Source organism: Cedecea sp. P7760 (assembly GCF_013386425.1).
Classification (GTDB): Bacteria; Pseudomonadota; Gammaproteobacteria; order Enterobacterales; family Enterobacteriaceae; genus Cedecea; species Cedecea selenatireducens.
In genome coordinates this window covers 277,925-297,999 of sequence record NZ_JACARU010000015.1, presented here as the reverse complement: position 1 = coordinate 297,999, position 20,075 = coordinate 277,925, and the positions used below count along the sequence as shown (strand labels likewise).

Annotated in this window: 19 protein-coding genes; 2 read left to right on the top strand and 17 right to left on the bottom strand. The window is 57.6% G+C overall.

Annotated elements, in window-relative coordinates; genetic code table 11:
* Positions 1-48 precede the first annotated feature (48 nt).
* From pgk to tkt, 3 genes are all read right to left on the bottom strand, one after another.
* A complete protein-coding gene (gene pgk / locus HX778_RS06935) occupies positions 49-1,212 on the bottom strand; it encodes a phosphoglycerate kinase (protein WP_038479059.1) in 1,164 nt (387 codons plus the stop codon).
* A 21-nt stretch (positions 1,213-1,233) separates the two neighbouring features.
* A complete protein-coding gene (gene epd / locus HX778_RS06930; RefSeq protein ID WP_038479056.1) occupies positions 1,234-2,280 on the bottom strand; it encodes an erythrose-4-phosphate dehydrogenase in 1,047 nt (348 codons plus the stop codon).
* Positions 2,281-2,607: 327 nt separating this feature from the next.
* Positions 2,608-4,599, bottom strand: a complete 1,992-nt coding sequence (tkt, locus tag HX778_RS06925; protein ID WP_176981588.1) for a transketolase — start codon at positions 4,597-4,599, stop codon at positions 2,608-2,610.
* Between the two features lie 269 nt (positions 4,600-4,868).
* On the opposite strand from tkt, the gene HX778_RS06920 reads away from it, so the two are divergent.
* Complete coding sequence (locus tag HX778_RS06920) at positions 4,869-5,627, top strand: M48 family metallopeptidase (RefSeq protein ID WP_176981587.1); 759 nt, start codon at positions 4,869-4,871, stop codon at positions 5,625-5,627.
* 124 nt (positions 5,628-5,751) lie between these two features.
* Here the strand turns inward: HX778_RS06920 and HX778_RS06915 are convergent, their stop codons facing one another.
* The 14 genes from HX778_RS06915 to HX778_RS06850 all read right to left on the bottom strand — a co-directional run bounded on the left by HX778_RS06915 (position 5,752) and on the right by HX778_RS06850 (position 18,449).
* A complete protein-coding gene (locus tag HX778_RS06915) occupies positions 5,752-7,392 on the bottom strand; it encodes a thiamine pyrophosphate-binding protein (protein ID WP_176981586.1) in 1,641 nt (546 codons plus the stop codon).
* Between the two features lie 14 nt (positions 7,393-7,406).
* The gene (locus HX778_RS06910; RefSeq protein ID WP_176981624.1) at positions 7,407-8,876 is read right to left on the bottom strand and encodes an aldehyde dehydrogenase; all 1,470 of its coding nucleotides are present in this window, start codon (positions 8,874-8,876) and stop codon (positions 7,407-7,409) included.
* Positions 8,877-8,885: 9 nt separating this feature from the next.
* A complete protein-coding gene (locus HX778_RS06905) occupies positions 8,886-9,656 on the bottom strand; it encodes an aspartate dehydrogenase (protein WP_176981585.1) in 771 nt (256 codons plus the stop codon).
* A 9-nt stretch (positions 9,657-9,665) separates the two neighbouring features.
* Positions 9,666-10,460, bottom strand: coding sequence for an SDR family oxidoreductase (locus HX778_RS06900; RefSeq protein ID WP_038479038.1), 795 nt, complete (start codon positions 10,458-10,460; stop codon positions 9,666-9,668).
* Positions 10,444-11,214: an alpha/beta fold hydrolase gene (locus HX778_RS06895; RefSeq protein WP_176981584.1), complete on the bottom strand. Its 771-nt coding sequence runs from the start codon at positions 11,212-11,214 to the stop codon at positions 10,444-10,446. Before HX778_RS06895 ends, HX778_RS06900 begins: the two co-directional genes overlap by 17 nt.
* A 9-nt stretch (positions 11,215-11,223) precedes the next feature.
* Positions 11,224-11,754 (bottom strand): cupin domain-containing protein, encoded by a 531-nt coding sequence (locus HX778_RS06890; RefSeq protein WP_038479032.1) that lies wholly within the window; start codon positions 11,752-11,754, stop codon positions 11,224-11,226.
* A 10-nt stretch (positions 11,755-11,764) separates the two neighbouring features.
* Positions 11,765-13,021, bottom strand: a complete 1,257-nt coding sequence (locus HX778_RS06885) for an MFS transporter (protein WP_038479029.1) — start codon at positions 13,019-13,021, stop codon at positions 11,765-11,767.
* A gap of 25 nt (positions 13,022-13,046) precedes the next feature.
* Positions 13,047-14,234 (bottom strand): NAD(P)/FAD-dependent oxidoreductase, encoded by a 1,188-nt coding sequence (locus HX778_RS06880; RefSeq protein WP_176981583.1) that lies wholly within the window; start codon positions 14,232-14,234, stop codon positions 13,047-13,049.
* Positions 14,231-15,157 carry a VOC family protein gene (locus HX778_RS06875; protein WP_038479023.1) on the bottom strand — a complete coding sequence of 309 codons (927 nt, stop codon included), beginning with the start codon at positions 15,155-15,157 and terminating at the stop codon, positions 14,231-14,233. The genes HX778_RS06880 and HX778_RS06875 overlap by 4 nt, the downstream gene beginning before the upstream one ends.
* 78 nt (positions 15,158-15,235) lie before the next feature.
* Positions 15,236-16,024: an IclR family transcriptional regulator gene (locus HX778_RS06870; RefSeq protein WP_038479020.1), complete on the bottom strand. Its 789-nt coding sequence runs from the start codon at positions 16,022-16,024 to the stop codon at positions 15,236-15,238.
* A gap of 14 nt (positions 16,025-16,038) precedes the next feature.
* Complete coding sequence (locus HX778_RS06865; RefSeq protein WP_176981582.1) at positions 16,039-16,788, bottom strand: SDR family oxidoreductase; 750 nt, start codon at positions 16,786-16,788, stop codon at positions 16,039-16,041.
* Positions 16,788-17,810 (bottom strand): aromatic ring-hydroxylating dioxygenase subunit alpha, encoded by a 1,023-nt coding sequence (locus tag HX778_RS06860; protein WP_176981581.1) that lies wholly within the window; start codon positions 17,808-17,810, stop codon positions 16,788-16,790. Before HX778_RS06860 ends, HX778_RS06865 begins: the two co-directional genes overlap by 1 nt.
* Positions 17,811-17,820: 10 nt before the next feature.
* Positions 17,821-18,129, bottom strand: a complete 309-nt coding sequence (locus tag HX778_RS06855; RefSeq protein WP_176981580.1) for a recombinase-like helix-turn-helix domain-containing protein — start codon at positions 18,127-18,129, stop codon at positions 17,821-17,823.
* Positions 18,126-18,449 carry a non-heme iron oxygenase ferredoxin subunit gene (locus tag HX778_RS06850; protein WP_038479008.1) on the bottom strand — a complete coding sequence of 108 codons (324 nt, stop codon included), beginning with the start codon at positions 18,447-18,449 and terminating at the stop codon, positions 18,126-18,128. Before HX778_RS06850 ends, HX778_RS06855 begins: the two co-directional genes overlap by 4 nt.
* Before the next feature lie 414 nt (positions 18,450-18,863).
* On the opposite strand from HX778_RS06850, the gene HX778_RS06845 reads away from it, so the two are divergent.
* Complete coding sequence (locus tag HX778_RS06845) at positions 18,864-20,075, top strand: MFS transporter (RefSeq protein WP_038479005.1); 1,212 nt, start codon at positions 18,864-18,866, stop codon at positions 20,073-20,075.

The following is a 20,075-nucleotide window of genomic DNA, read 5'->3' as shown; positions in this document are numbered from 1 at the left end:
TTGCCGGGCGGCAATAAATCAACGGGCAGGATACCCTGCCCGTAGGAATTACTTCTTAGCGCGCTCTTCGAGCATCGCTACAGCTGGCAGTACTTTGCCTTCCACGAACTCGAGGAATGCGCCGCCGCCGGTAGAGATGTAGGAAATTTTGTCTGCGATACCGAACAGGTCGATAGCCGCCAGAGTGTCGCCGCCGCCTGCGATAGAGAAGGCTTCGCTGTCTGCGATAGCGCGAGCAACGATTTCGGTCCCTTTACGGAAGTTAGGGAATTCGAACACGCCGACCGGGCCGTTCCACAGAATGGTTTTCGCGTTTTTCAGGATTTCAGCCAGTTTCTCAGCGGAAACATCGCCCATATCCAGAATCTGCTCTTCGTCTTTGATGTCGTTCACGGACTTCAGGGTTGCAGTCGCGGTTTCGGAGAACTCGGTCGCAACGCGAACGTCGGTTGGTACCGGGATATCGCAGCGGGTCAGCAGTTCTTTCGCGGTATCAACCAGGTCTGCTTCGTACAGGGATTTACCGACGTTGTGGCCTTGAGCTGCCACGAAGGTGTTCGCGATGCCGCCGCCAACGATCAGCTGGTCAGCAATTTTGGACAGGGAGTCCAGCACGGTCAGTTTGGTAGAAACTTTAGAACCGCCAACGATAGCAACCATTGGACGAGCAGGTTCTTTCAGGGCTTTACCCAGCGCTTCCAGTTCGTCTGCCAGCAGCGGGCCTGCACAGGCAACGTCAGCAAATTTAGCGATACCGTGAGTAGAAGCCTGCGCACGGTGTGCAGTACCGAATGCGTCCATCACGAACACGTCGCACAGTGCGGCGTATTTTTTGGACAGCGCTTCGTCGTCTTTTTTCTCGCCTTTGTTGAAGCGAACGTTTTCCAGCACAACCAGTTCACCCGCGGCAACTTCTACGCCGTCCAGGTAATCTTTTACCAGACGAACCGGGTTAGACAGTTTGTCTTTCAGGTAGTTAACAACTGGCAGCAGAGAGAATTCTTCGTTGTACTCGCCTTCGGTCGGACGACCCAGGTGAGAAGTAACCATGACTTTAGCGCCCTGTTTCAGAGCCAGTTCAATGGTCGGCAGAGAAGCACGGATACGTGCATCGCTGGTGACTTTCCCGTCTTTAACCGGCACGTTCAGATCGGCACGGATGAAAACGCGTTTGCCCGCCAGATCCAGATCGGTCATCTTAATTACAGACATGGTGAATCCTCTCGTTGATTCTTAAAGTTTTGCAGACGCAACGTGCGCCTTACCTGAAATCCATTGAGCCATAACCAACGTGGTATCGAGCATCCTGTTGGCAAAGCCCCATTCGTTATCACACCAGACTAGAGTTTTAATCAGATGTTGCCCACTGACCCGCGTTTGCGTGCCGTCGACGATTGCACTGTGCGGATCGTGGTTAAAATCAGTAGAGACCAACGGTAATTCCGTATAGTCAACTATACCATGAAATGCTTCCTGTGCCGCTTTTTGCAGCAAGTGGTTGACTTCACATGCATTTACCGAATTTTTGACCGTGACGCTTAAATCAATTGCCGTGACGTTTATCGTCGGTACACGCACCGCAATGGCCTCAAAACGGTCATTGAACTGTGGGAAAATACGCGTGATACCGGCTGCAAGACGCGTATCCACCGGAATGATCGACTGACTCGCCGCGCGGGTGCGTCGTAAATCGGGGTGATAGGCGTCAATAACCTGCTGATCGTGCATCGCCGAGTGGATGGTCGTGACCGTCCCGGACTCAATGCCAAACGCTTCATCCAGCAGTTTAATAATCGGAATAATACAGTTTGTGGTGCAGGAGGCGTTGGAGACGATGCGGTGGCTGTCTTCGACCAGTTCATGGTTAACGCCATAAACGACGGTAGCATCGAGATCGTTGCCGCCAGGGTGCGAGAACAGCACTTTTTTCGCCCCTGCCGCGAGGTGGGCTTCACCGTCAGCGCGGGAGCCGAATACGCCGGTACAGTCCAGCACGATATCAACGCCAAGCTCGCGCCATGGCAGCGCCTCAATGGTCGGTTCGTGCAGCAGGCGAATGCTGTCATCGCCCACAAACAGGACTTCGCGCTCCTGGCGCACATCCCAGGCAAAGCGGCCGTGGCTGGTATCGTACTTCAACAGATGCGCGATACCCGCAGCGTCTGCCAGTTCGTTGATTGCTACCACGGTAATTTCCGCACGGCGACCAGATTCGTACAAAGCACGTACCACGTTGCGCCCAATGCGACCGAAGCCATTAATAGCGATGCGTACGGTCATATCTCTCCTGCCAGAATCCCTGGGATTTAGTGGCTGACAGAGTAATCCAGCAACCGCCCGAGGGGAATCCTCGCACTCATGAAACTGCACTTGTTTGCTTAATTGTCGAACATTTATTCGACTGAAACGCTTCAGCTATGTTAAGCGAAAGCGGGAATAAAAGGAACGATACCCCAATATGCTCAGCTCAACTTCTGACGCACATCACAGTTTTGGTGGAATAACTGCAACTCAACGCCGCAGTGGTGGAATAAAGAACAGGGCATTAGTGGAATAATCGGCATAAAAAAAGGCCGCCGAAGCGACCCTCATATTTAGCGAGACGGATTACAGAATCGCTTTAGCCTGTTTCACCACGTTTTCCACGGTGAAGCCAAACTCTTCGAACAGCAGTTCCGCTGGAGCAGACTCACCGAAGGTGGTCATGCCAACGATAGCGCCGTTCAGGCCAACGTATTTGTACCAGTAGTCAGCGATGCCGGCTTCGATAGCCACGCGAGCAGGAACGGCTTTCGGCAGCACTGATTCACGGTAAGCGGCATCCTGCTTGTCGAACGCGTCGGTAGACGGCATGGAAACCACGCGCGCCTTCACGCCTTCGGCAGTCAGCTTGTCCCATGCCGCAACGGCCAGCTCAACTTCGGAACCGGTAGCGATGAAGATAAGCTCAGGCTGACCCGCGCAGTCTTTCAGCACGTAGCCACCGCGAGCGATGTCTTTCAGCTGCTGCTCGGTACGATCCTGCTGAGCCAGGTTCTGACGGGAAAGGATCAGTGCGGTCGGGCCGTCGTGACGCTCAACGCCGTATTTCCACGCCACCGCGGACTCAACCTGGTCACATGGGCGCCAGGTGCTCATGTTCGGGGTCACGCGCAGGGAAGCAACCTGCTCAACCGGCTGGTGAGTCGGGCCATCTTCGCCCAGGCCGATGGAGTCGTGGGTATAAACCATCACCTGACGCTGTTTCATCAGCGCAGCCATACGCACCGCGTTACGGGCATATTCTACGAACATCAGGAAGGTAGAGGTGTACGGCAGGAAACCACCGTGCAGGGAGATACCGTTGGCAATCGCGGTCATACCGAATTCGCGCACGCCGTAGTGGATGTAGTTCCCGGCGGTATCTTCGTTAATCGCTTTAGAACCGGACCAGATAGTCAGGTTAGAAGGCGCCAGGTCAGCGGAGCCGCCCAGGAATTCTGGCAACAGCGGGCCGAACGCTTCGATAGCATTCTGAGACGCTTTACGGCTGGCAATTTTGGATGGATTTGCCTGCAGCTTAGCGATGAATTCGTTTGCTTTTGCATCGAAGTCAGCCGGCATTTCGCCTTTCACGCGGCGAGTATACTCAGCGGCTTCCTGCGGGAAGGCTTTGGCGTAGGCAGCGAACTTCTCGTTCCAGGCCGCTTCTTTAACCTGACCTGCTTCTTTCGCATCCCACTGCGCATAGATGTCAGAAGGGATTTCGAACGGCGCGTGGTTCCAGCCCAGCGCTTCACGAGTCAGTGCGATCTCTGCATCACCCAGCGGTGCGCCGTGGGAGTCGTGAGTACCGGCTTTGTTCGGGGAACCGAAACCGATGATGGTTTTGCACATCAGCAGGGAAGGTTTGTCGGTAACAGCGCGCGCTTCTTCTACCGCACGTTTGATAGCCGCCGCGTCGTGACCGTCTACGCCGCGCACTACGTGCCAGCCGTAGGCTTCAAAGCGTTTCGCGGTATCGTCGGTAAACCAGCCTTCAACGTGGCCGTCGATGGAGATGCCGTTGTCGTCATAGAAAGCAACCAGTTTACCCAGCTTCAGGGTACCGGCCAGAGAGCAAACCTCGTGAGAGATGCCTTCCATCATGCAGCCATCACCCATGAATGCATAGGTGAAGTGGTCCACGATGTCGTGTCCTGGGCGGTTGAACTGCGCCGCCAGCGTTTTCTCCGCGATAGCCATACCGACCGCGTTCGCGATGCCCTGACCCAGAGGGCCAGTCGTGGTTTCAACACCTGCGGTGTAGCCCACTTCCGGGTGGCCCGGAGTCTGAGAATGCAGCTGACGGAAGTTTTTCAGCTGTTCAATCGGCAGGTCATAACCGCTGAGGTGCAGCAGGCTGTAAATCAGCATAGAACCGTGGCCGTTGGACAGCACGAAGCGGTCGCGGTCAGCCCATAACGGGTTCTGTGGGTTATGGTTCAGGAAATCACGCCACAGGACTTCGGCAATGTCGGCCATGCCCATAGGGGCACCCGGGTGACCGGATTTGGCTTTTTGTACTGCGTCCATGCTGAGCGCACGAATAGCATTGGCAAGCTCTTTACGAGAGGACATTTTGACTCCAGATCGGATGGTTGAAGATCGCGCCTTGACTACGATGCGTTATGGGCTACGCCCGAAAATGTGACAACAATGTACACCAGGGGAATGGTCATGTACATGCGGCGCGCCGTTGACAGGGTAAGAAATCTCTGGATAACGCTCGCAAGTTGCGCAACCTGATGCGCAGGCCATTTATTCTTCTTTATACTGAGTGTGGAGCCGCCTCGCCTGCGGTAAATCCGATTCTGTTTTTACCTATTATAAAGAAAGGAAAAATGGCCATGAAGATGCGCCCAATATTATTGAGCCTGAGCGTCGCGGCCCTGCTGAGCGGCTGCCAGGGAATGGACTCCAACGGGCTACTTACCTCCGGAGCCGAAGCTTTCCAGGCCTACACGCTAAGCGATGCCCAGGTCAAAACCCTGAGCGATGACGCCTGCAAGCAGCAGGACAGCAAAGCCACGATTGCCCCGGCAGACAGCCCCTACACCCAGCGGCTGAACAAAATTGCCTCCGCGCTGGGCGATAACATCAACGGCCTGCCGGTCAACTACAAGGTGTACGTCACCAAGGACGTCAACGCCTTCGCCATGGCGAACGGCTGTATCCGCGTCTACAGCGGCCTGATGGACATCATGGATGACAACGAAGTCGAAGCGGTGATTGGCCACGAAATGGGGCACGTCGCGCTCGGCCACGTGAAAAAAGGTATGCAGGTCGCGCTCGGGGCTAACGCAGCACGTGTTGCAGCGGCATCTGCGGGCGGCGTGATTGGCAACCTGTCGCAGTCTCAGCTTGGGGATTTAGGCGAAAAACTGGTCAACGCTCAGTTCTCCCAGCGCCAGGAGTCCGAGGCTGACGACTACTCTTACGATCTGTTGCGCAAACGTGGTATCAACCCGACCGGCCTTGCCACCAGCTTTGAGAAACTGGCTAAGCTCGACGAAGGCCGTCAAAGCTCCATGCTGGACGACCACCCGGCGTCTGCCGCGCGTGCCCAGCACATCCGCGACCGTATGGCGGCGGACGGGATTAAATAAATATGTGGCAACGATCGGCCTGAATAACAGGTCGATCGTTATAGGGCTAAGCGTGTTAACCCTGCCCAGAACATCTGCCTAAGCTCTCCCCGAACAGTTCAAGAAGAGCGCCACAGCCAATACCTTAGTAAAGCGTCTTCTGCGGTGGCCCGGCGAACTTCAGGGCACCTATCAGCCCCATTCGCACTTCTACGACCGAAGGCCCCGGCATCGCCAGAGCTTCAGTCATCACCGAGTCAAAATCCTCAGCCCGTTCCACGCTCCAGGCCTGCAGGCCAATCGCCTGAGCAAGCTGGGTGAAATCCGGCGTATGCAGCTCGTTATAATACTGACGCCCGCCGAAATACTTATCCTGAATGCCACGCATCACGCCGTAACCGCCATCGTTCATCACCAGCAGCGTGACGTTAGCTTTCTCCTGCGCCAGTGTCGCCAGTTCTCCCATGTTCAGGCTCAAGCCGCCATCGCCGACCAGCCCCACTACCTTACGCTGTGGATTAGCAATCGCGGTGCCGATGGCCATCGGCAGACCCATACCGATCGCCCCTGCGAGGGAGTGGATGTTCATCAGCGGCCCGTGCGCGCGGAACAAACGGCTGCCCCACAGGCTGCCGGAAACGGTAATATCGCGTACCAGCAGGCCATCTTTCGGTAACGCTTTCTCGATAGCATCATTGAGCTTCGCATAGGCCCCGCACTGCTCCCGTAGCCCCTGATCCGCTTTGGCTACCGCCTCCTGCACCTGAGCATCCCAATGGGCATCGCCCCATTCACGCCCCTGCGCTTTATCGGCCAGGGCGGCCATCAGCGAAGCACAGTCAGCCACGAGGGTGTTGTCCATCAGGTAGTTACGGCTCGCCGCCGCCGGATCGATATCAACCTGCACGCGCGGATGCGGTAGTTCAAGCGTCCACGAGCGGGTTTCGTTACTGCGCAGGCGTGAACCGGCCACCAGCGTAAAGTCGCACTGCGCGATGAGAGCCTCAACCGACGGCGAGTTATGGAACGCTCGCAGGCTGGCACGGTGGCTGTCCGCCAGCACGCCGCGCGCATGGGTGCTGGAGATAACGGTAATCCCCGCATCCGCCAGTTTTTTCACTGCTTCTGAGCAGCCCAGAGCCCCGCCGCCCAGCCACAGTAGCGGCTGTTTCGCCTGTTTTAGCTGCGCCCACAGCGTATCGACAACCGTGGCATCTACGGTTGAAGCCGAAGCCGCTTTTACCGGTGCCGTCACCAGCGACAGCGGGATCTTCGCCCCCTGAATATCGATCGGGATTTCGACAGAGACTGGTCCACACGGCGGGGTCTGCGCCTCCTGAATGGCTTTATGCAGAATCGCCATCGCCTGGTTGGCATTGCTGATGCGATACGCCCGTTTTGAGCTGGCCTTCAGGAAGGTCAGCTGATCGCGGGTTTCATGGATAAACCCGGTGTCGGCATCCAGCCAGGCTTTCTCCACCTGACCGGTCAGATGCAATAGCGGCGTGCAGGCATTCATCGCTTCAACCAGCGCGCCCACCGCGTTACCTGCGCCCGCACCGGTGCTGGTTAGCGCCACGCCAAGGCCGGAAAAACGCCCGTGGGCGTCGGCCATAGTGACAGAACCCGCTTCACCGCGCGCCGGGACAAAGCGGATATTCCCGCGCTGCCCCACCGCATCCGCGATAGGTAAGTTATGAATAGAGATGACGCCATAAATGGCCTCAACCTTATACTGTTCCAGCGTTCTGGCGATGGCGTCGCCGACGGTTATCATTTCACTCATTGCTCACCCTTTTCTCAGTCGCACCAGTGGTTGACGCCGTTGCCCGTCGCCAGATAAATGCTCTTTTGCTGCATCCAGGCTTTCAGCCCCTGAATGCCCTTTTCGCGGCCCAGACCGCTCTCTTTAAAGCCCCCAAACGGGGTCGAAATAGCAAAAACTTTGTAGGTGTTGATCCACACCGTGCCCGCTTCCAACTGCTCACTCAGGCGCAGGGCACGGCCTGTATCGCGCGTCCAGATCCCTGCCGCAAGGCCATAAACCGAGTCATTAGCCTCGCGAATCAGCGCCGCCTCATCGCTAAACGGCATGACGACCAGCACCGGGCCGAAGATCTCTTCCTGGCAAGCGCGAGCGCTATTGGTCAGTCCTTCAACGATCGTAGGCAGGAAGAAACTGCCGTTTGCCAACTGTGGATCGGCCGGGATCTCCCCGCCGCACAGCAAGCGCCCGCCTTCACGCTTCGCCAGCTCGACGTAGTCCTGCACGCTCTGACGGTGCCTGTCGTTAATTAACGGCCCCATGTGCACGCCGTCAGTGAAGGGATTACCGATGCGCAGCCCGCGCGTGAGTTCCAGCAGTCGCGCCATCAGCTGCGGATAAACGCTTTCATGCACGAACAGGCGCGAACCCGCGATGCACGCCTGCCCCGCCGAGCTGAAAATGCCGTAGCAGATCCCACGCGCGGCCTGCTCAATGTTGGCATCTTCCAAAACGATGGTCGGGGATTTACCGCCCAGTTCCAGTGAAGCAGGAATAAGCTTTTCAGCCGCCACGTGCGCCAAATGGCGGCCCGTGGTGGTTCCTCCGGTAAAGGAGATCTTCCGCACCTTGGGGTGACGCGCCAGCGCATCGCCAATCACTGAACCTTTGCCCGGTAATACGCTGAGCAGCCCGGCGGGTAGCCCGGCCTGCTCAAAAATTCGCGCCAGCTCCAGCGCCATCAGCGGCGTGGCTTCCGCGGGTTTGAGGATAACTGCGTTACCGGCCGCAATAGCAGGGGCGACTTTCTGCATTTCGCTGGCAATAGGCGAATTCCACGGCGTAATGGCTGCCACCACACCCAGCGGTTCATAGCGGCTCAGCGTCAGTAAGTCAGCCTGCCGTGGCGTGGGCAATTCGCCCTCCAGCAGCTCACAGGCAGCAGCAAAATAGCGCGCAGTTCCCGCCGCACTCATCACCAGCCCACGCGCTTCCGCCAGCGGCTTACCGTTATCGCGGCTCTGCAGGCGTGCCAGCTCATCTAGCCGAGATTCGATCAGATCCGCCACCCTGTGCAGGATCTTTGCACGGCTGTGAGGCAGACTGTTTCGCCATGCAGGATCCCGCCACGCGCGCTCGCCGGCCTCAATCGCGTCCTGCAGATCGTCGAGACTGGCGGCGTTCAGCGTGGCGTTCAGCGAACCGTCAGCGGGAAAATGACTCTGCATCAGGGTGCCGCCGCCGCGTCGCCACTGGCCGCCGATGAAAATATTCAACTCTTCCATCATGGTTCCTCAGCGCCGGGCCAGTTCGCGGCAGGCGCGTACCGCGCTGAGTGCCGCCAGAGTGGAGGTTTTTGGATTACCGGCAAGCGGTAGGCCGCTCAGCTCCAGATGAAACTCGCCAAACACGCCTTCAACGTGCAGCGTGTGGGTGTTGCGCTTCGTGGCCGGGTCAACCATCAGCCGCACGCGGGTGTCATCCATCCCTATGCCGCCGAGCGCCACGGTAGCAGCAACGTTGGCATTGGCCGGAAACAGACGCGCCGCCTCGCGGGCGCTGCCTTCAAAGAAGACCTGCGCTTCTGATACTGCATTAAGATCGATAAGCTGCTCTGCGTAGCTGCCGCGCCAGCTGGCCGGGCTTTTACGAGACTGATAGGTCACCCGTTCAAGCCCGCCCTCTTTTGCCGCAGACAGGCCGTCAATGCCTGCCACTGCACCGGAGAGCAGGGTCAGCTTGCCGCCCGCGTGAAGCAGGCGCTGTTCCAGCGCGCTGTCCGCCAGCGCCCCGGTAGAAATCACCGCCAGATGCCAGCCCCTCCGCAAAATCTCTTCGCCATACTGCGCCACGGCCTGCTGACTGGCACACTCCAGCACCAGATCGGGCGTGTCCGTGCACGCCATCGGCGAGGTCAGTGCCAGCACCGCATCACCAAACTGAGCCCGAATAGCGGCATGGTGAGATTCACGTGCCACAATCCAGCCGATGGCAACCTGAGCAGGCAGACGCTCAATCACCGCCTGCGCCATTGCCCCATAGCCAATTAACATGATCTTTTTCATGATGTGTCCTTACAGATGACGGCAAAAACCGCCGGAAACGTCCAGCGCGGCACCGGTGGTAAACGAGGCCAGCGGCGAGGCAAGGAACAGCAGCGCCTGGGCAGGTTCCTGCGGCTTGCCGAGACGAGCCATCGGAATGCCGCGTTTACGAGCAATTCCCGCCGTCCACTCCGGCCAGCTCTGGCTTTTATCCGCGCGCTCTTCAAAGCGGCGTTGCCACTGCCCGGATTCCACCATGCCAAGAAGAATCGAGTTCACCCGAATACCTTTACTCACCAGTTCTTTTGAGAGCGTAAGGGTCATGTTCAACAGCGCCGCACGGGCCGCAGAGGTGGCGATCATGTGCTCCTCCGGCTGGAGCGCCAGCAGGGAGTTCACGCAGGTAATAGAAGCGATATCCGATTGCTCCAGCTGCGGCTGAAACGCCTGAACGGGGTTGATGACGCCGAACAGTTTGAGCCCGGCTTCGTGCAGCCACGCCTCACGCGGAGTGTCATGGAAATGCGCCACATAACCCTGCCCGGCGTTGTTGATCAGCATATCCGTTGCGCCAAAGCGGGATTTCACCGCATCCGCAAACGCCAGGACTTCATCGGCATTCAACACGTCACAGCGGTAAGAGAAAATCTCCCCATCGGGATATTCGTTTTGCAGCGCCGCATGCGCGCTGGCGAGGCGGTCCTGGTCGCGGCCACAGAAGGCCACTTTTGCCCCTTCGCCCAGCAGCAGGCGCAGCGTTTCAAAGCCAATGCCGGAAGAACCGCCGGTGACTACCGCTATACGCCCGTCAATTTGTGCATTCATCGCGCACCTCTTCGTTAATGCGTAAAAGCTGTTGGTTAAAAAATGCGTCGTTATCGAGATAGCTGGCATGCCCGGCCTGCGGGATGCTAATAAAAGGCATGCCATAGCGAAGAGCCAGCCCTTGCACCAGCTCCGGCTGGGTAATGGCATCTTGCTCCCCGCACCAGACTTCAAACGCGCCGGAATAACGCTTTAGCCAGCCGTGGATATCGTCATGTACCAGCATCCAGGCCGCGGCCAGATAGCCATCGACACACAGCCTGCGCATCCCCGCCGCTACCGTGCCAATATCTTCGGCCCGCGCGCCCGGGCGCAGCAGCTTCGCGGCCCGGGTTTGCGCCAGAATTTCGCCGCCGAGCGCTATCTGTTGCTCCCGGCTGCGCCACACCTGCTCGCGCTGTTCCGCTGCGGCCTGGCCATAGCCTTGCGCAGCATCCGCCAGCACTAAATGCAGCACGCGCTCCGGGTATTTCGCGGCAAATGCGCTGGCGACCAGCGCCCCCAAAGAGTGGCCAACCAGCACCGTCCGCCAGACGCCTGCGCGGTCGAGCATCGCCGCCAGCGCGTCGGCATAATCCCCCGCATTCGCACGCTCGGTCGCCAGTATTGGGTTTTCGCCATAACCGGGCATGTCCCACGCCAGCACGCGAAAACCGTTTAGCGACATCTGCTTATGCCAGGAAGCTGCGCCGGAACTGATGCCATGCAGCAGCATCAGCGGGATACCGCTTCCCTGTTCACGAAAGCCCGTCATAGCGCCCCCTTAGCCCCGCTTCACTTTTGAGAGCGGGTGGTCTTCCGGGTAGGTCGGGATTTCCGGCTTGTTGGTCCCCAGCATGACGCACATCAGCGCCTCTTCTTCGCCGTGGTTAAACAGCCCGCGATAGATTCCCGGCGGCACGGAGATCAAATCGCGCTCGCGCAGCACGGTTTCGGTGTAGTTATCACCGTCCTGGATCATCAGGGTGATTTGTCCTTTGAGCATGAAAAACACCTCCTCCACATCATCGTGCAGGTGCAGAGGCCCTTCACATTTAGACGGCAGCACCATGGTGGAGAAGGTAAAGTGTTCTGCCTGAACCGTGTTGGTATCGCTGGCGACGCCCGTTGCCCCCGTGCCGATGTAGCGCATCTGCGCGCGGCGGTATTTCGGGTCGAAATCAGCCTGGAACTTCAACGCGTTCCAGTCGTATTTACGGCCTTCGAAGCGCGCAATACGCGACTCGATCCACTCTTCCATCGTCAGGTTTTCAGGTTTAACGCCCGGTTTTGAAGCTATGGTTGAATCAGTCATGACACTCTCCTCAGTAACGTCTCAGCAGCGGCAGTAACAGGACGCAGCCCACCGCCGCCATCACCGCCAGAAAAATCAGTCCGGAATCCATGCTGTGGGTGAAGGCAATCAATGCCCCCATCACCGCCGGCGACAGCGCGCCCGCAAAGTTTCCCAGCCCGTTGAAGATGCCGCCCGCCGTAGCGCTTACGCGCGGGTGAGTGGCCTTCGCCAGCAGGGCGAAAATGTTGGGGGCGCCAGTGCCCCACATAAAAGTGCTAAAGCTCATCGCCGCAATAATGGCTAGCGGTGTATCGAGGTGCATCACCGCCACCAGCCCAAGAGCAGCCCCTGCCATCGAAATAAAACAGGCCGCGGCACGTTTATCGACCCGGTCCGAAAGCCATGCGCCAATCACCTCACCGGCCAGCATGGCGATAAATGGCATCGACGACAGCCAGCCCGCATGCTCCAGGTGAATGCCCTTACCTTTAATCAGGTAGCCCGGCAGCCAGCCGTTGATGCCCCACAGGTAGGTGAGAAACGCGATGTTAAAGATGCAGATGATCCAGAAGTGCGTGCTGACAAACAGCTCGCGCCGTGCGGCACGTCGCTCATCCTGAGAAGCCTGTGATGTGGCAGGTTTCGCGTCCAGACGGATCCCGCGCAGGCCGATACGCACGAAGATAAGCACCGGCACAGTAAGCAGCGCCATCACGAAGAAAGTGCTCTGCCAGCCGAAGGTGTTGAGCAACCAGAGGGAAAGCGGAAAACCAATCGCCGCCCCCACGGGCGTACCCAACAGCCACAGCATGGTGGCGCGAGCCTGCAGGTGCTGCGGGAAGCTATGACGCACAATGGCGAACGCCAGCGGGAACAGTGGCCCTTCCGCCACGCCGAGCAGGATGCGCAGCACGATCATTAGCGTATAGTTATGGGTAAAGCCCATCGCCACCATCAGCACACACCACACCGCCATCATGCCGGTGAGCAGGCGCAGTGGCGCAATTTTGTCTCCCAGACCGCTTAAAAAGACCGACGAAAAGCCGTAGCTCAGCAGGAAGGCGCTCATCAGAATGCCGAGCCGCGTGGTATCAAAATCAATGCCCATCGCCTGCTGGAAATGGCTATCGGAAAAAAGCGCCGCAATACTGATTTTGTCGAAAAATGCCAGCAGTACGCAGGCCAGCAGCGACAACGGAATAGCCCAGCGCACCGCTTTTTCAGGCGTGCGGGTCCCCTCACCGCCTGCCTCAACGGGCGCGGTGTTGGTCTCAAAAGTGGTCATGTCTCCCCCTACGGGTGCGGATTAGCTATCGCAGTGACATCAGTGAAAACGTCGGGTCGGTAAGCGGCACGGCCGATAAATCCCGCCCCGCCGCCATCCAGCGTTTCGCCAGCTTGACGGTGCGCGCATCGTTAAACGCCACCAGTTGGGTCAGCCGTCCGTGTTCATCCAGCGAGAAGAACAGCGAATCTTCACGCACTGTGGTTGTGCTGCCAGGCTGCGGAATACCGAGGATCTGGATATTGTGCTGGTATTGATCCGACCACAGCCACGGCGCGTCATCGTAGCCCAGCGCATCAGGGTTAAGCATCGCTTTGGCCGTTGCCACCGCCTGGTTCTGGGCAAATGCCCACGACTGAATGCACAGTCCGAAGTGATGGTGCTGCGCCACGTCACCCGCGGCAAAGACGGACGGATCCGACGTGCGCCCCTGTGAATCCACCACGATCCCACGCTCGATGTTAAGCCCGGCGTCACGGGCCAGCTCCAGGTTGAGATCGACGCCGATCCCGACAACAACAGCGTCGAAGCTTTCACGTTTACCCTCGCAGTGAATAACCGGCCGACCGTTATCATCCTCAAGCTCCAGCGCGCCAACGCCGGTACGGATATCCACGCCCTGCTCGCGATGGAGTGCGGCTAATCGCTGAGAAACCTCGCCGCTGACAGAACGCATGCACAGGGCAGGCTGCTGCTCGAACAGTGTGACCGCCACGCCGCTTTTACGCGCGGAGGCGGCAATTTCAAGGCCTATCCAGCCGCCGCCGACAATCGCCAGCGTTTTGCTTCCCGCCAGGCGCGCTTTCAGACGCTGCGCATCCTGCCAGTGACGCAGGGTGTAGACCTGAGGATGGTTGGCCCATGCCTTACCGGGCAAGCGCGCACGCCCCCCGGTAGCGATTAAAAGGGTGCTGTAGCTCAGGTGCTCGCCATTGCTTAAACGTACCGTTTTTGTATCGCAATCAAGGGACTCAGCGCGCAGCGGACGATACCAGGTCAGGTTCAGCGCCTGCTGCACTTCCTCGGGAAACAGGCGCGGCAGCACGGCATCCGGCTCCAGCAGAGAGGCTTTGGAGAGCGGCGGACGCTCGTAGAAATCCCACTCTTCTTCCGCCACAACGCAAATCTCGCCGTCAAAGCCCTCATCACGCAGCGTTTTTGCCGCCCAGCCACCGGCCTGACCGCCGCCAATTATGACAATGCGCGACGTCATACCGACTCCAGCTTTTTCTGCTGGCGGCGGGTGTCATGGTCGATGCCGCCTTCCACCGCCCATTCGGTAAAGGAGACCAGAGAGTGTTCAAGCTCGCGCGGCTGCCAGTTTTCGGTCAGGTAATCATCGTTGGTGTAATACTCAAACGCGCCGCCCGTAGGGCTGTTGACGTACCAGAAATAGGCTGACGAAACCGGATGGCGGCCAGGCCCGATAAAGGTGCTCCAGTTATTTTTGTTCATCGCGATCCCACCGCCGATCACCTCGTGGATATCACGCACGGTAAAGGCCACATGGTTAAGTCCGCGCTTGCGGTTAGGGAGCTGTAACAGGAAGAGGTTGTGATGGCCCCCGCGCACGCCGCAGCGCAGGAATACGGCGCGGTTGATGTAACGGTCTGAAACCTGGAAACCGAGCACCTCACGATAGAACTTCTCCACCTCCGCCAGCGCTTCGACAAAAAATACTACGTGACCAACGTTGATTGGCTGGGCGCGATCGTAAACCGGGCTTGGCGTATCAACGCGGCGCACGTCGCCCCACTGGTTAATCGGCTCGACGTTAAGATCGACCGGCTTCTGCTGGCTTACCTGCACGCGCAGGGTCATACCGTTAGGATCGAGGCACTCCAGCGCACCATCCACTTCACGAAAACCGGGCTGCCGCTGCAGTTTCGGACGCAACGCATCCAGGTCAGCCTTCGTGGCGACCGCCCAGGTCATGCGACGAAGGGTGTTACCCGCTTCAAACGCAGGGGGCAGCTCCTGGCTATCAATGGGGCTAAGCTCCACGCGAGCGCCGCTCAAGGTAGTGAAAGACCGGCCGTCTGCATCGCCCGTCAAGCCAAAATCATGCATAAATTTGGCGCAGTGCGTCAGGTTCTCAACGCCAAATTCAAGCTTTTCAATTCCGGTTATACTCATCGTTCGTTGCCTCATCTGGCCCAAATTGGGCGTAAAACATGCCCGACGCACTTAAGCGCCTGACGTTAACTCGCTGATTTAGCTGGCCTGTGACAAATAGCCTAAGAAGCCAGAAATTTTATCTGCCGCCAGACGGACGTCGTTTTGTAGACGCTCGCGGTCGGTTTGTGGGATCTCTTCCGACGGCACCAGAATGCTCACTACCGCGGCCACACGCCCGCTGCGGTCATACACCGGATACACAATGGAAGAGATGCCGTGGCGGAAGAAGGATTCGCCAATCACGTAGCCGCGGGCTTTGTCCTGCTGCACCATCTGCCACAGGGCTTCGCGGTCGTGAAGCTGCCCCGGCGTGTTGCCCGGCAGGCGCTCATGTGGGAACAGCAGTTCAAAATCAGTTCGGGAAATATCGGTCAACAGCATGCGTCCCAGCGACGTGCAGTGCACTGGTAAACGAGTGCCAATACTGACCTGATTGATACGTGAACCGGCGGCGCTGACGCGAGCGATGTAGATAATGTCGCGCCCGTCACGGATCGCCAGATGGCTGCTGCACTGGCTGACGTCACGCAGCTGTTCAATCACCGGCTGGCCGACCTGCGCCACATCCAGCGAGGCAATGTACTCAAACCCCAGGCGCAGCACGTTCATGCCCAGCGAGAAGGTATTGGTGCGCGTGTTACGCTCCAGAAAGCCCATGTATTCCAGGGTTTGCACCACGCGATAGGCGGTTGCTTTCGGCATGTCCACCAGCCGGTGCAGCTCGGCAAAGGTCAGTTCGCGATGCTGCTCGCCGAAGGCCAGCAGTAACTGCAGGCCGCGCTCAAGTCCCGGCACCAGATACTTCACTTCCTGATCGTTTGCCATACTCGCTTCACCCTTTAGTTAAAGACAAAACCACCGTTGACCGGAATCAATTGTCCGGTAATAAACCGCGACAGGTCGCTTAACAACCAGACCACGCTGCCGGTGACGTCCTCAGGCAGCTGCGCGCCGGTTAACGCCCGCCCATTTTCATACAGCTGATGGCGCTCGGCGGGGACATATTCTGTCGCCTCAACGCGAGTTAACCCCGGCGCAATGGCGTTAATACGAATGCGTTTCTCACCCAGCTCGCGAGCCATCGAGCGCGTCATGGCAATCACTGCCCCTTTGCTGGCAACATAGGCCATCAGGCGTGGCGCGCCCCACAGCGCGGTGTCGGAGGCCACATTCACTATCCCGGCCCCTTCACGCATCAGCGGTACCGCGGCGCGCGTCACAAGCCAGGTGCCTTTAACGTTCACACTCATCACGCGATCCCATAGATCGGGATCGTAATCGAGCATATTCACGCCGCCAACGCCGGTCGCCATTGCCGCATTGTTCACCAGGCCGTCAATCTGCCCTTCGGCACCAATGGCGTTGAAGACCTGTTCAATAGAGTGCGGATCGGCCAGATCGATAACGTGGGAGGCAATCGAATACCCCAGAGCGCTTAGCCCGTGTGCACTCTCAGCCAGTTCACCTGCCAGGATATCGCACATCACTACCGCCGCGCCCTGCTCCGCGCAGGCTTTGGCGAAGTGATAGCCCAGCCCGCGGGCTGCGCCAGTCACGACGACACGCTTGCCGTTCAACAGCCCGTTCATCAGGCCGCGCCCTGCGCTGCTTCGAGGGTTGCCAGCTGTTCCCTGGCCGCTTTTTGCATCATGCGGCGCAGGCGTGAGAGGCCGACGTCATGCTGATAGAGATATTCGTGTTCGCGGGCATTTGGCGCCATGCTTTCCAGCACCACACGATCCTGCTCCAGGACTTCCCAATGCAGTTTTTCCAGACGGTTGCGATACATAAAGCGCCACATATCGCGCTGCCAGCCCTGCACGCGGCGGATACGCCAGAAGAAGACGCGGCAGTTGTCGTTATCTTCCGGCACCACCATGCCGACGATAAAGAAGTGCCCACCCGGCCCAAAGCGCTTGCGGTAAGGAATAGACAGACGCATCCATAGCGCCCCGGTGTTGCCCAGCTCAACCCAATCGAAGTTGACGCCGGTCTGGCCTTTTTTCTCAAAGATAAAGCCGGTTTTGGTCGGCTGGAGTACCATGTCGGCCTTGCGGTCGCCTTCCGCCATTGAGTGCGAGGCCGAGTGCAGATAGGTGCCGTGCATCGGGTCCATGACGTTTTCCAGCGCATACTGGTAATTGCATTGCCATGCGGCGGTACACAAGAAGTTGCTGTAGGCTTCGCCGTCGGCCAGCTCCTCCGGAAAGGTCAGTTCATCGGGCTGCTGCTCCGCCGTTACGCCAAACCACAGGAAAATGGCGCCGTGCACCTCCTGCACGCTGTAGCTGCGCACGCACTGCTGGCCGACCAGAGGACATTTTTCCACGGCAGGCACATCCTTCACTTCACCGTTGCCCGCCACTTCCAGCCCGTGATACCAGCAGGCGATACGATCGCCGAGGTTCCAGCCCATCGACAGGCGCGCGCCACGGTGCGGGCAGCGGTCTTCCAGGGCCTGCACCTGGCCATCCTTATTACGCCAGACCACAATCTGCTCGCCGAGGCGGGTAATCCCCACCGGAGCAGACTGCACCTCCCAGCTTGCCAGTACGGGGTACCAGAGGCCACGCAGACCTTTATCAAGATAATTTTGTACGGTAGTCGTCATCGCGTTGCCCTCAGTAGCCGTGAACCCGTAAGAATGCCTGGAAGCTGGCGTCGCTCCATGGCTCGCCCTGCATATCGTGCATCCGTACCGCATTCAGCCCATTAACCAGCTCCGGCAAGGTTTCAACGCCCTGCTCAAAGAAATCTTCCAGCGTAGCGATAAGGCTCACTTCCCAGTTTTCCGGTACGCGGCTGCGGGTCTGCCAGATCAAGTTCTGGTAATCACCCGGCTTATGGATGGCGCCGTTCCCGCCCTCTGCGGGAGGGGTAAACTGACGACTTTCCGGCAGCGCCGGGTTGAAGTTCAGGGAATCACTCATGCCACGGTCTCCTCGATGAAGGTAATCTGGATCTGGTTTTCAATGACCCGAACCGGGTAGCTGTTGAGGTTGCGCCCACCGGGGCCGTGCAGGCACTGGCCGGTTTTGACGTCGAAAATAGCCTCATGCAGCGGGCATTCCACCTTACCGTCTTCGACGAAGCCCTGGCTCAGCAGCGCATAGGCATGCGGGCATACGTCTTCCAGCGCGTAATATTCACCGTCAATCAAATAAATGCCGATCTCTTTACCTTCGACGTTGCCGCTAAAAGGGAAATCTTCCTGTACTTGTTCTGCGTCACATACGCCTATCCAGCTCATCACGATCCTCCAGGCTTTCGTCTCATATATGAAACTTTGTTTCTTATTTAATACGGTCAATATAAAAGCGGGGACGTTTTCGTCAAGCCTGTTTGTGACGTATTTGTTAATGGAAAGGGTTTTAATTATCTATCTGTGCAAGCGATCACGAAAAAATGCAGAGATATGAAACATTCATTCTTCAGGTGTGAATAAATAGGCTTTATTGATTCTCTTAAATCTGGATAAAAGGTATTGACTTTTCTTCTCGCCCACTCATAAAAATAAATAAATGTGGCTGGGACGTTGTTTCACCCGTGAAACACATTTAAATATTTATCTTTATAAACAATGAGTTTCACAGGTGAATCATTTTAGCCCCGTGACAATCACACTGATAAAAATATTAATAAATTAAAATATAAGGCGGGCGTAATGACGGCAAGATGGCAAGGCACAATAGCACTTTTGTTGCTTATTATTATTTCCTACATCGACCGGGTGAATATCTCAGTAATGATTTTAAATCCGGAATTTGCCGAACACTTTCAGCTAAATGAAAACAGAATGTTACAGGGAATGCTGATGACCTGCTTTCTCCTGGGTTATGGTTTTTCGGCTTTATTATTAACGCCGGTTATAGAAAGCAAATTAAATTATCGACAGGGATTATTAAGCAGTATTGCGATTTGGGCTGCGGTTTGCGCTATTTCTCCACTTCTGGGATCGCTAATGGGCATGCTCATTGCCCGCGTGATTCTGGGCGTTGCCGAAGGGCCGCTGTTTTCGCTAAAAACGCGCTTTATTAGCGATAGCTTCCGGGCCGAAGAGATCGGAAAGCCCAATGCCGTTACCGCGCTGGGCGTCTCTCTCGGGCTGGCCGTCGGCTTTCCGCTGGTGACATGGTTGATGGCCCATCTGGGATGGGCCGGTTCTTTTTACGCACTGGCGGTCATGAATCTGGTGCTGGGTGGAGGGTTAATCTGGCGCTTCCTGCCTGCACCGCCCCGCACGGCAAAGATAAAAAAATCGGGATTTGTGCAGACCTTTACGCTTGCCTGGCAAACGCCGCTGCTGGGCTGGATCCTTCTGGTGGAAGTCGCCACGCTTAGCTATCTCTGGGGCAGCAGCGCATGGCTGCCCGCATGGCTTCGTGATGAGCATCACTTCTCGCTGCACGCGACGGGCATGTTAGCGGCTATTCCCTTCCTGCTAAGCCTGGGATCTAAATTTCTTGGCGGGGTACTGCTCGACAGGATGCGCCCGGAACAGGCGCCGGTGCTATTTGTGGTGGGCGGTTTGCTGACGGCGATGTCCGTTGTCGCACTGATGCTGAGCCACCAGCCAGCATGGCTTGCGCTGTTTATGCTCTCGGCCAATATCTTCTGGGGACTGCAGGGGGCGGCCATTCCTGCGGTCGTTCAGCATCATGCCGCGCGGGAAGCTGTTGGCAGCGCGTATGGGATAATCAACGGCATCGGCAATATCTGCGCGGCCTTTATTCCGCTGCTGATGGGAATGGTGATGAAATCGGAGGGATCGGTCAGTTCAGGCTTTTCGGTGCTGGTTGTGTCGCAGGTTATTACCCTGCTGGCGGGAGGAATGTTGCTGCTGCGCATGCGTCGCGCAGCAGCAATCAGCGCCTAA

Bases quoted from the DNA above. Each gene is read 5' to 3' on its own strand.
- pgk (WP_038479059.1), bottom strand. From the start codon at position 1,212: ATGTCTGTAATTAAGATGACCGATCTGGATCTGGCGGGCAAACGCGTT.
- epd (WP_038479056.1), bottom strand. From the start codon at position 2,280: ATGACCGTACGCATCGCTATTAATGGCTTCGGTCGCATTGGGCGCAAC.
- tkt (WP_176981588.1), bottom strand. From the start codon at position 4,599: ATGTCCTCTCGTAAAGAGCTTGCCAATGCTATTCGTGCGCTCAGCATG.
- HX778_RS06920 (WP_176981587.1), top strand. From the start codon at position 4,869: ATGAAGATGCGCCCAATATTATTGAGCCTGAGCGTCGCGGCCCTGCTG.
- HX778_RS06915 (WP_176981586.1), bottom strand. From the start codon at position 7,392: ATGAGTGAAATGATAACCGTCGGCGACGCCATCGCCAGAACGCTGGAA.
- HX778_RS06910 (WP_176981624.1), bottom strand. From the start codon at position 8,876: ATGGAAGAGTTGAATATTTTCATCGGCGGCCAGTGGCGACGCGGCGGC.
- HX778_RS06905 (WP_176981585.1), bottom strand. From the start codon at position 9,656: ATGAAAAAGATCATGTTAATTGGCTATGGGGCAATGGCGCAGGCGGTG.
- HX778_RS06900 (WP_038479038.1), bottom strand. From the start codon at position 10,460: ATGAATGCACAAATTGACGGGCGTATAGCGGTAGTCACCGGCGGTTCT.
- HX778_RS06895 (WP_176981584.1), bottom strand. From the start codon at position 11,214: ATGACGGGCTTTCGTGAACAGGGAAGCGGTATCCCGCTGATGCTGCTG.
- HX778_RS06890 (WP_038479032.1), bottom strand. From the start codon at position 11,754: ATGACTGATTCAACCATAGCTTCAAAACCGGGCGTTAAACCTGAAAAC.
- HX778_RS06885 (WP_038479029.1), bottom strand. From the start codon at position 13,021: ATGACCACTTTTGAGACCAACACCGCGCCCGTTGAGGCAGGCGGTGAG.
- HX778_RS06880 (WP_176981583.1), bottom strand. From the start codon at position 14,234: ATGACGTCGCGCATTGTCATAATTGGCGGCGGTCAGGCCGGTGGCTGG.
- HX778_RS06875 (WP_038479023.1), bottom strand. From the start codon at position 15,157: ATGAGTATAACCGGAATTGAAAAGCTTGAATTTGGCGTTGAGAACCTG.
- HX778_RS06870 (WP_038479020.1), bottom strand. From the start codon at position 16,024: ATGGCAAACGATCAGGAAGTGAAGTATCTGGTGCCGGGACTTGAGCGC.
- HX778_RS06865 (WP_176981582.1), bottom strand. From the start codon at position 16,788: ATGAACGGGCTGTTGAACGGCAAGCGTGTCGTCGTGACTGGCGCAGCC.
- HX778_RS06860 (WP_176981581.1), bottom strand. From the start codon at position 17,810: ATGACGACTACCGTACAAAATTATCTTGATAAAGGTCTGCGTGGCCTC.
- HX778_RS06855 (WP_176981580.1), bottom strand. From the start codon at position 18,129: ATGAGTGATTCCCTGAACTTCAACCCGGCGCTGCCGGAAAGTCGTCAG.
- HX778_RS06850 (WP_038479008.1), bottom strand. From the start codon at position 18,449: ATGAGCTGGATAGGCGTATGTGACGCAGAACAAGTACAGGAAGATTTC.
- HX778_RS06845 (WP_038479005.1), top strand. From the start codon at position 18,864: ATGACGGCAAGATGGCAAGGCACAATAGCACTTTTGTTGCTTATTATT.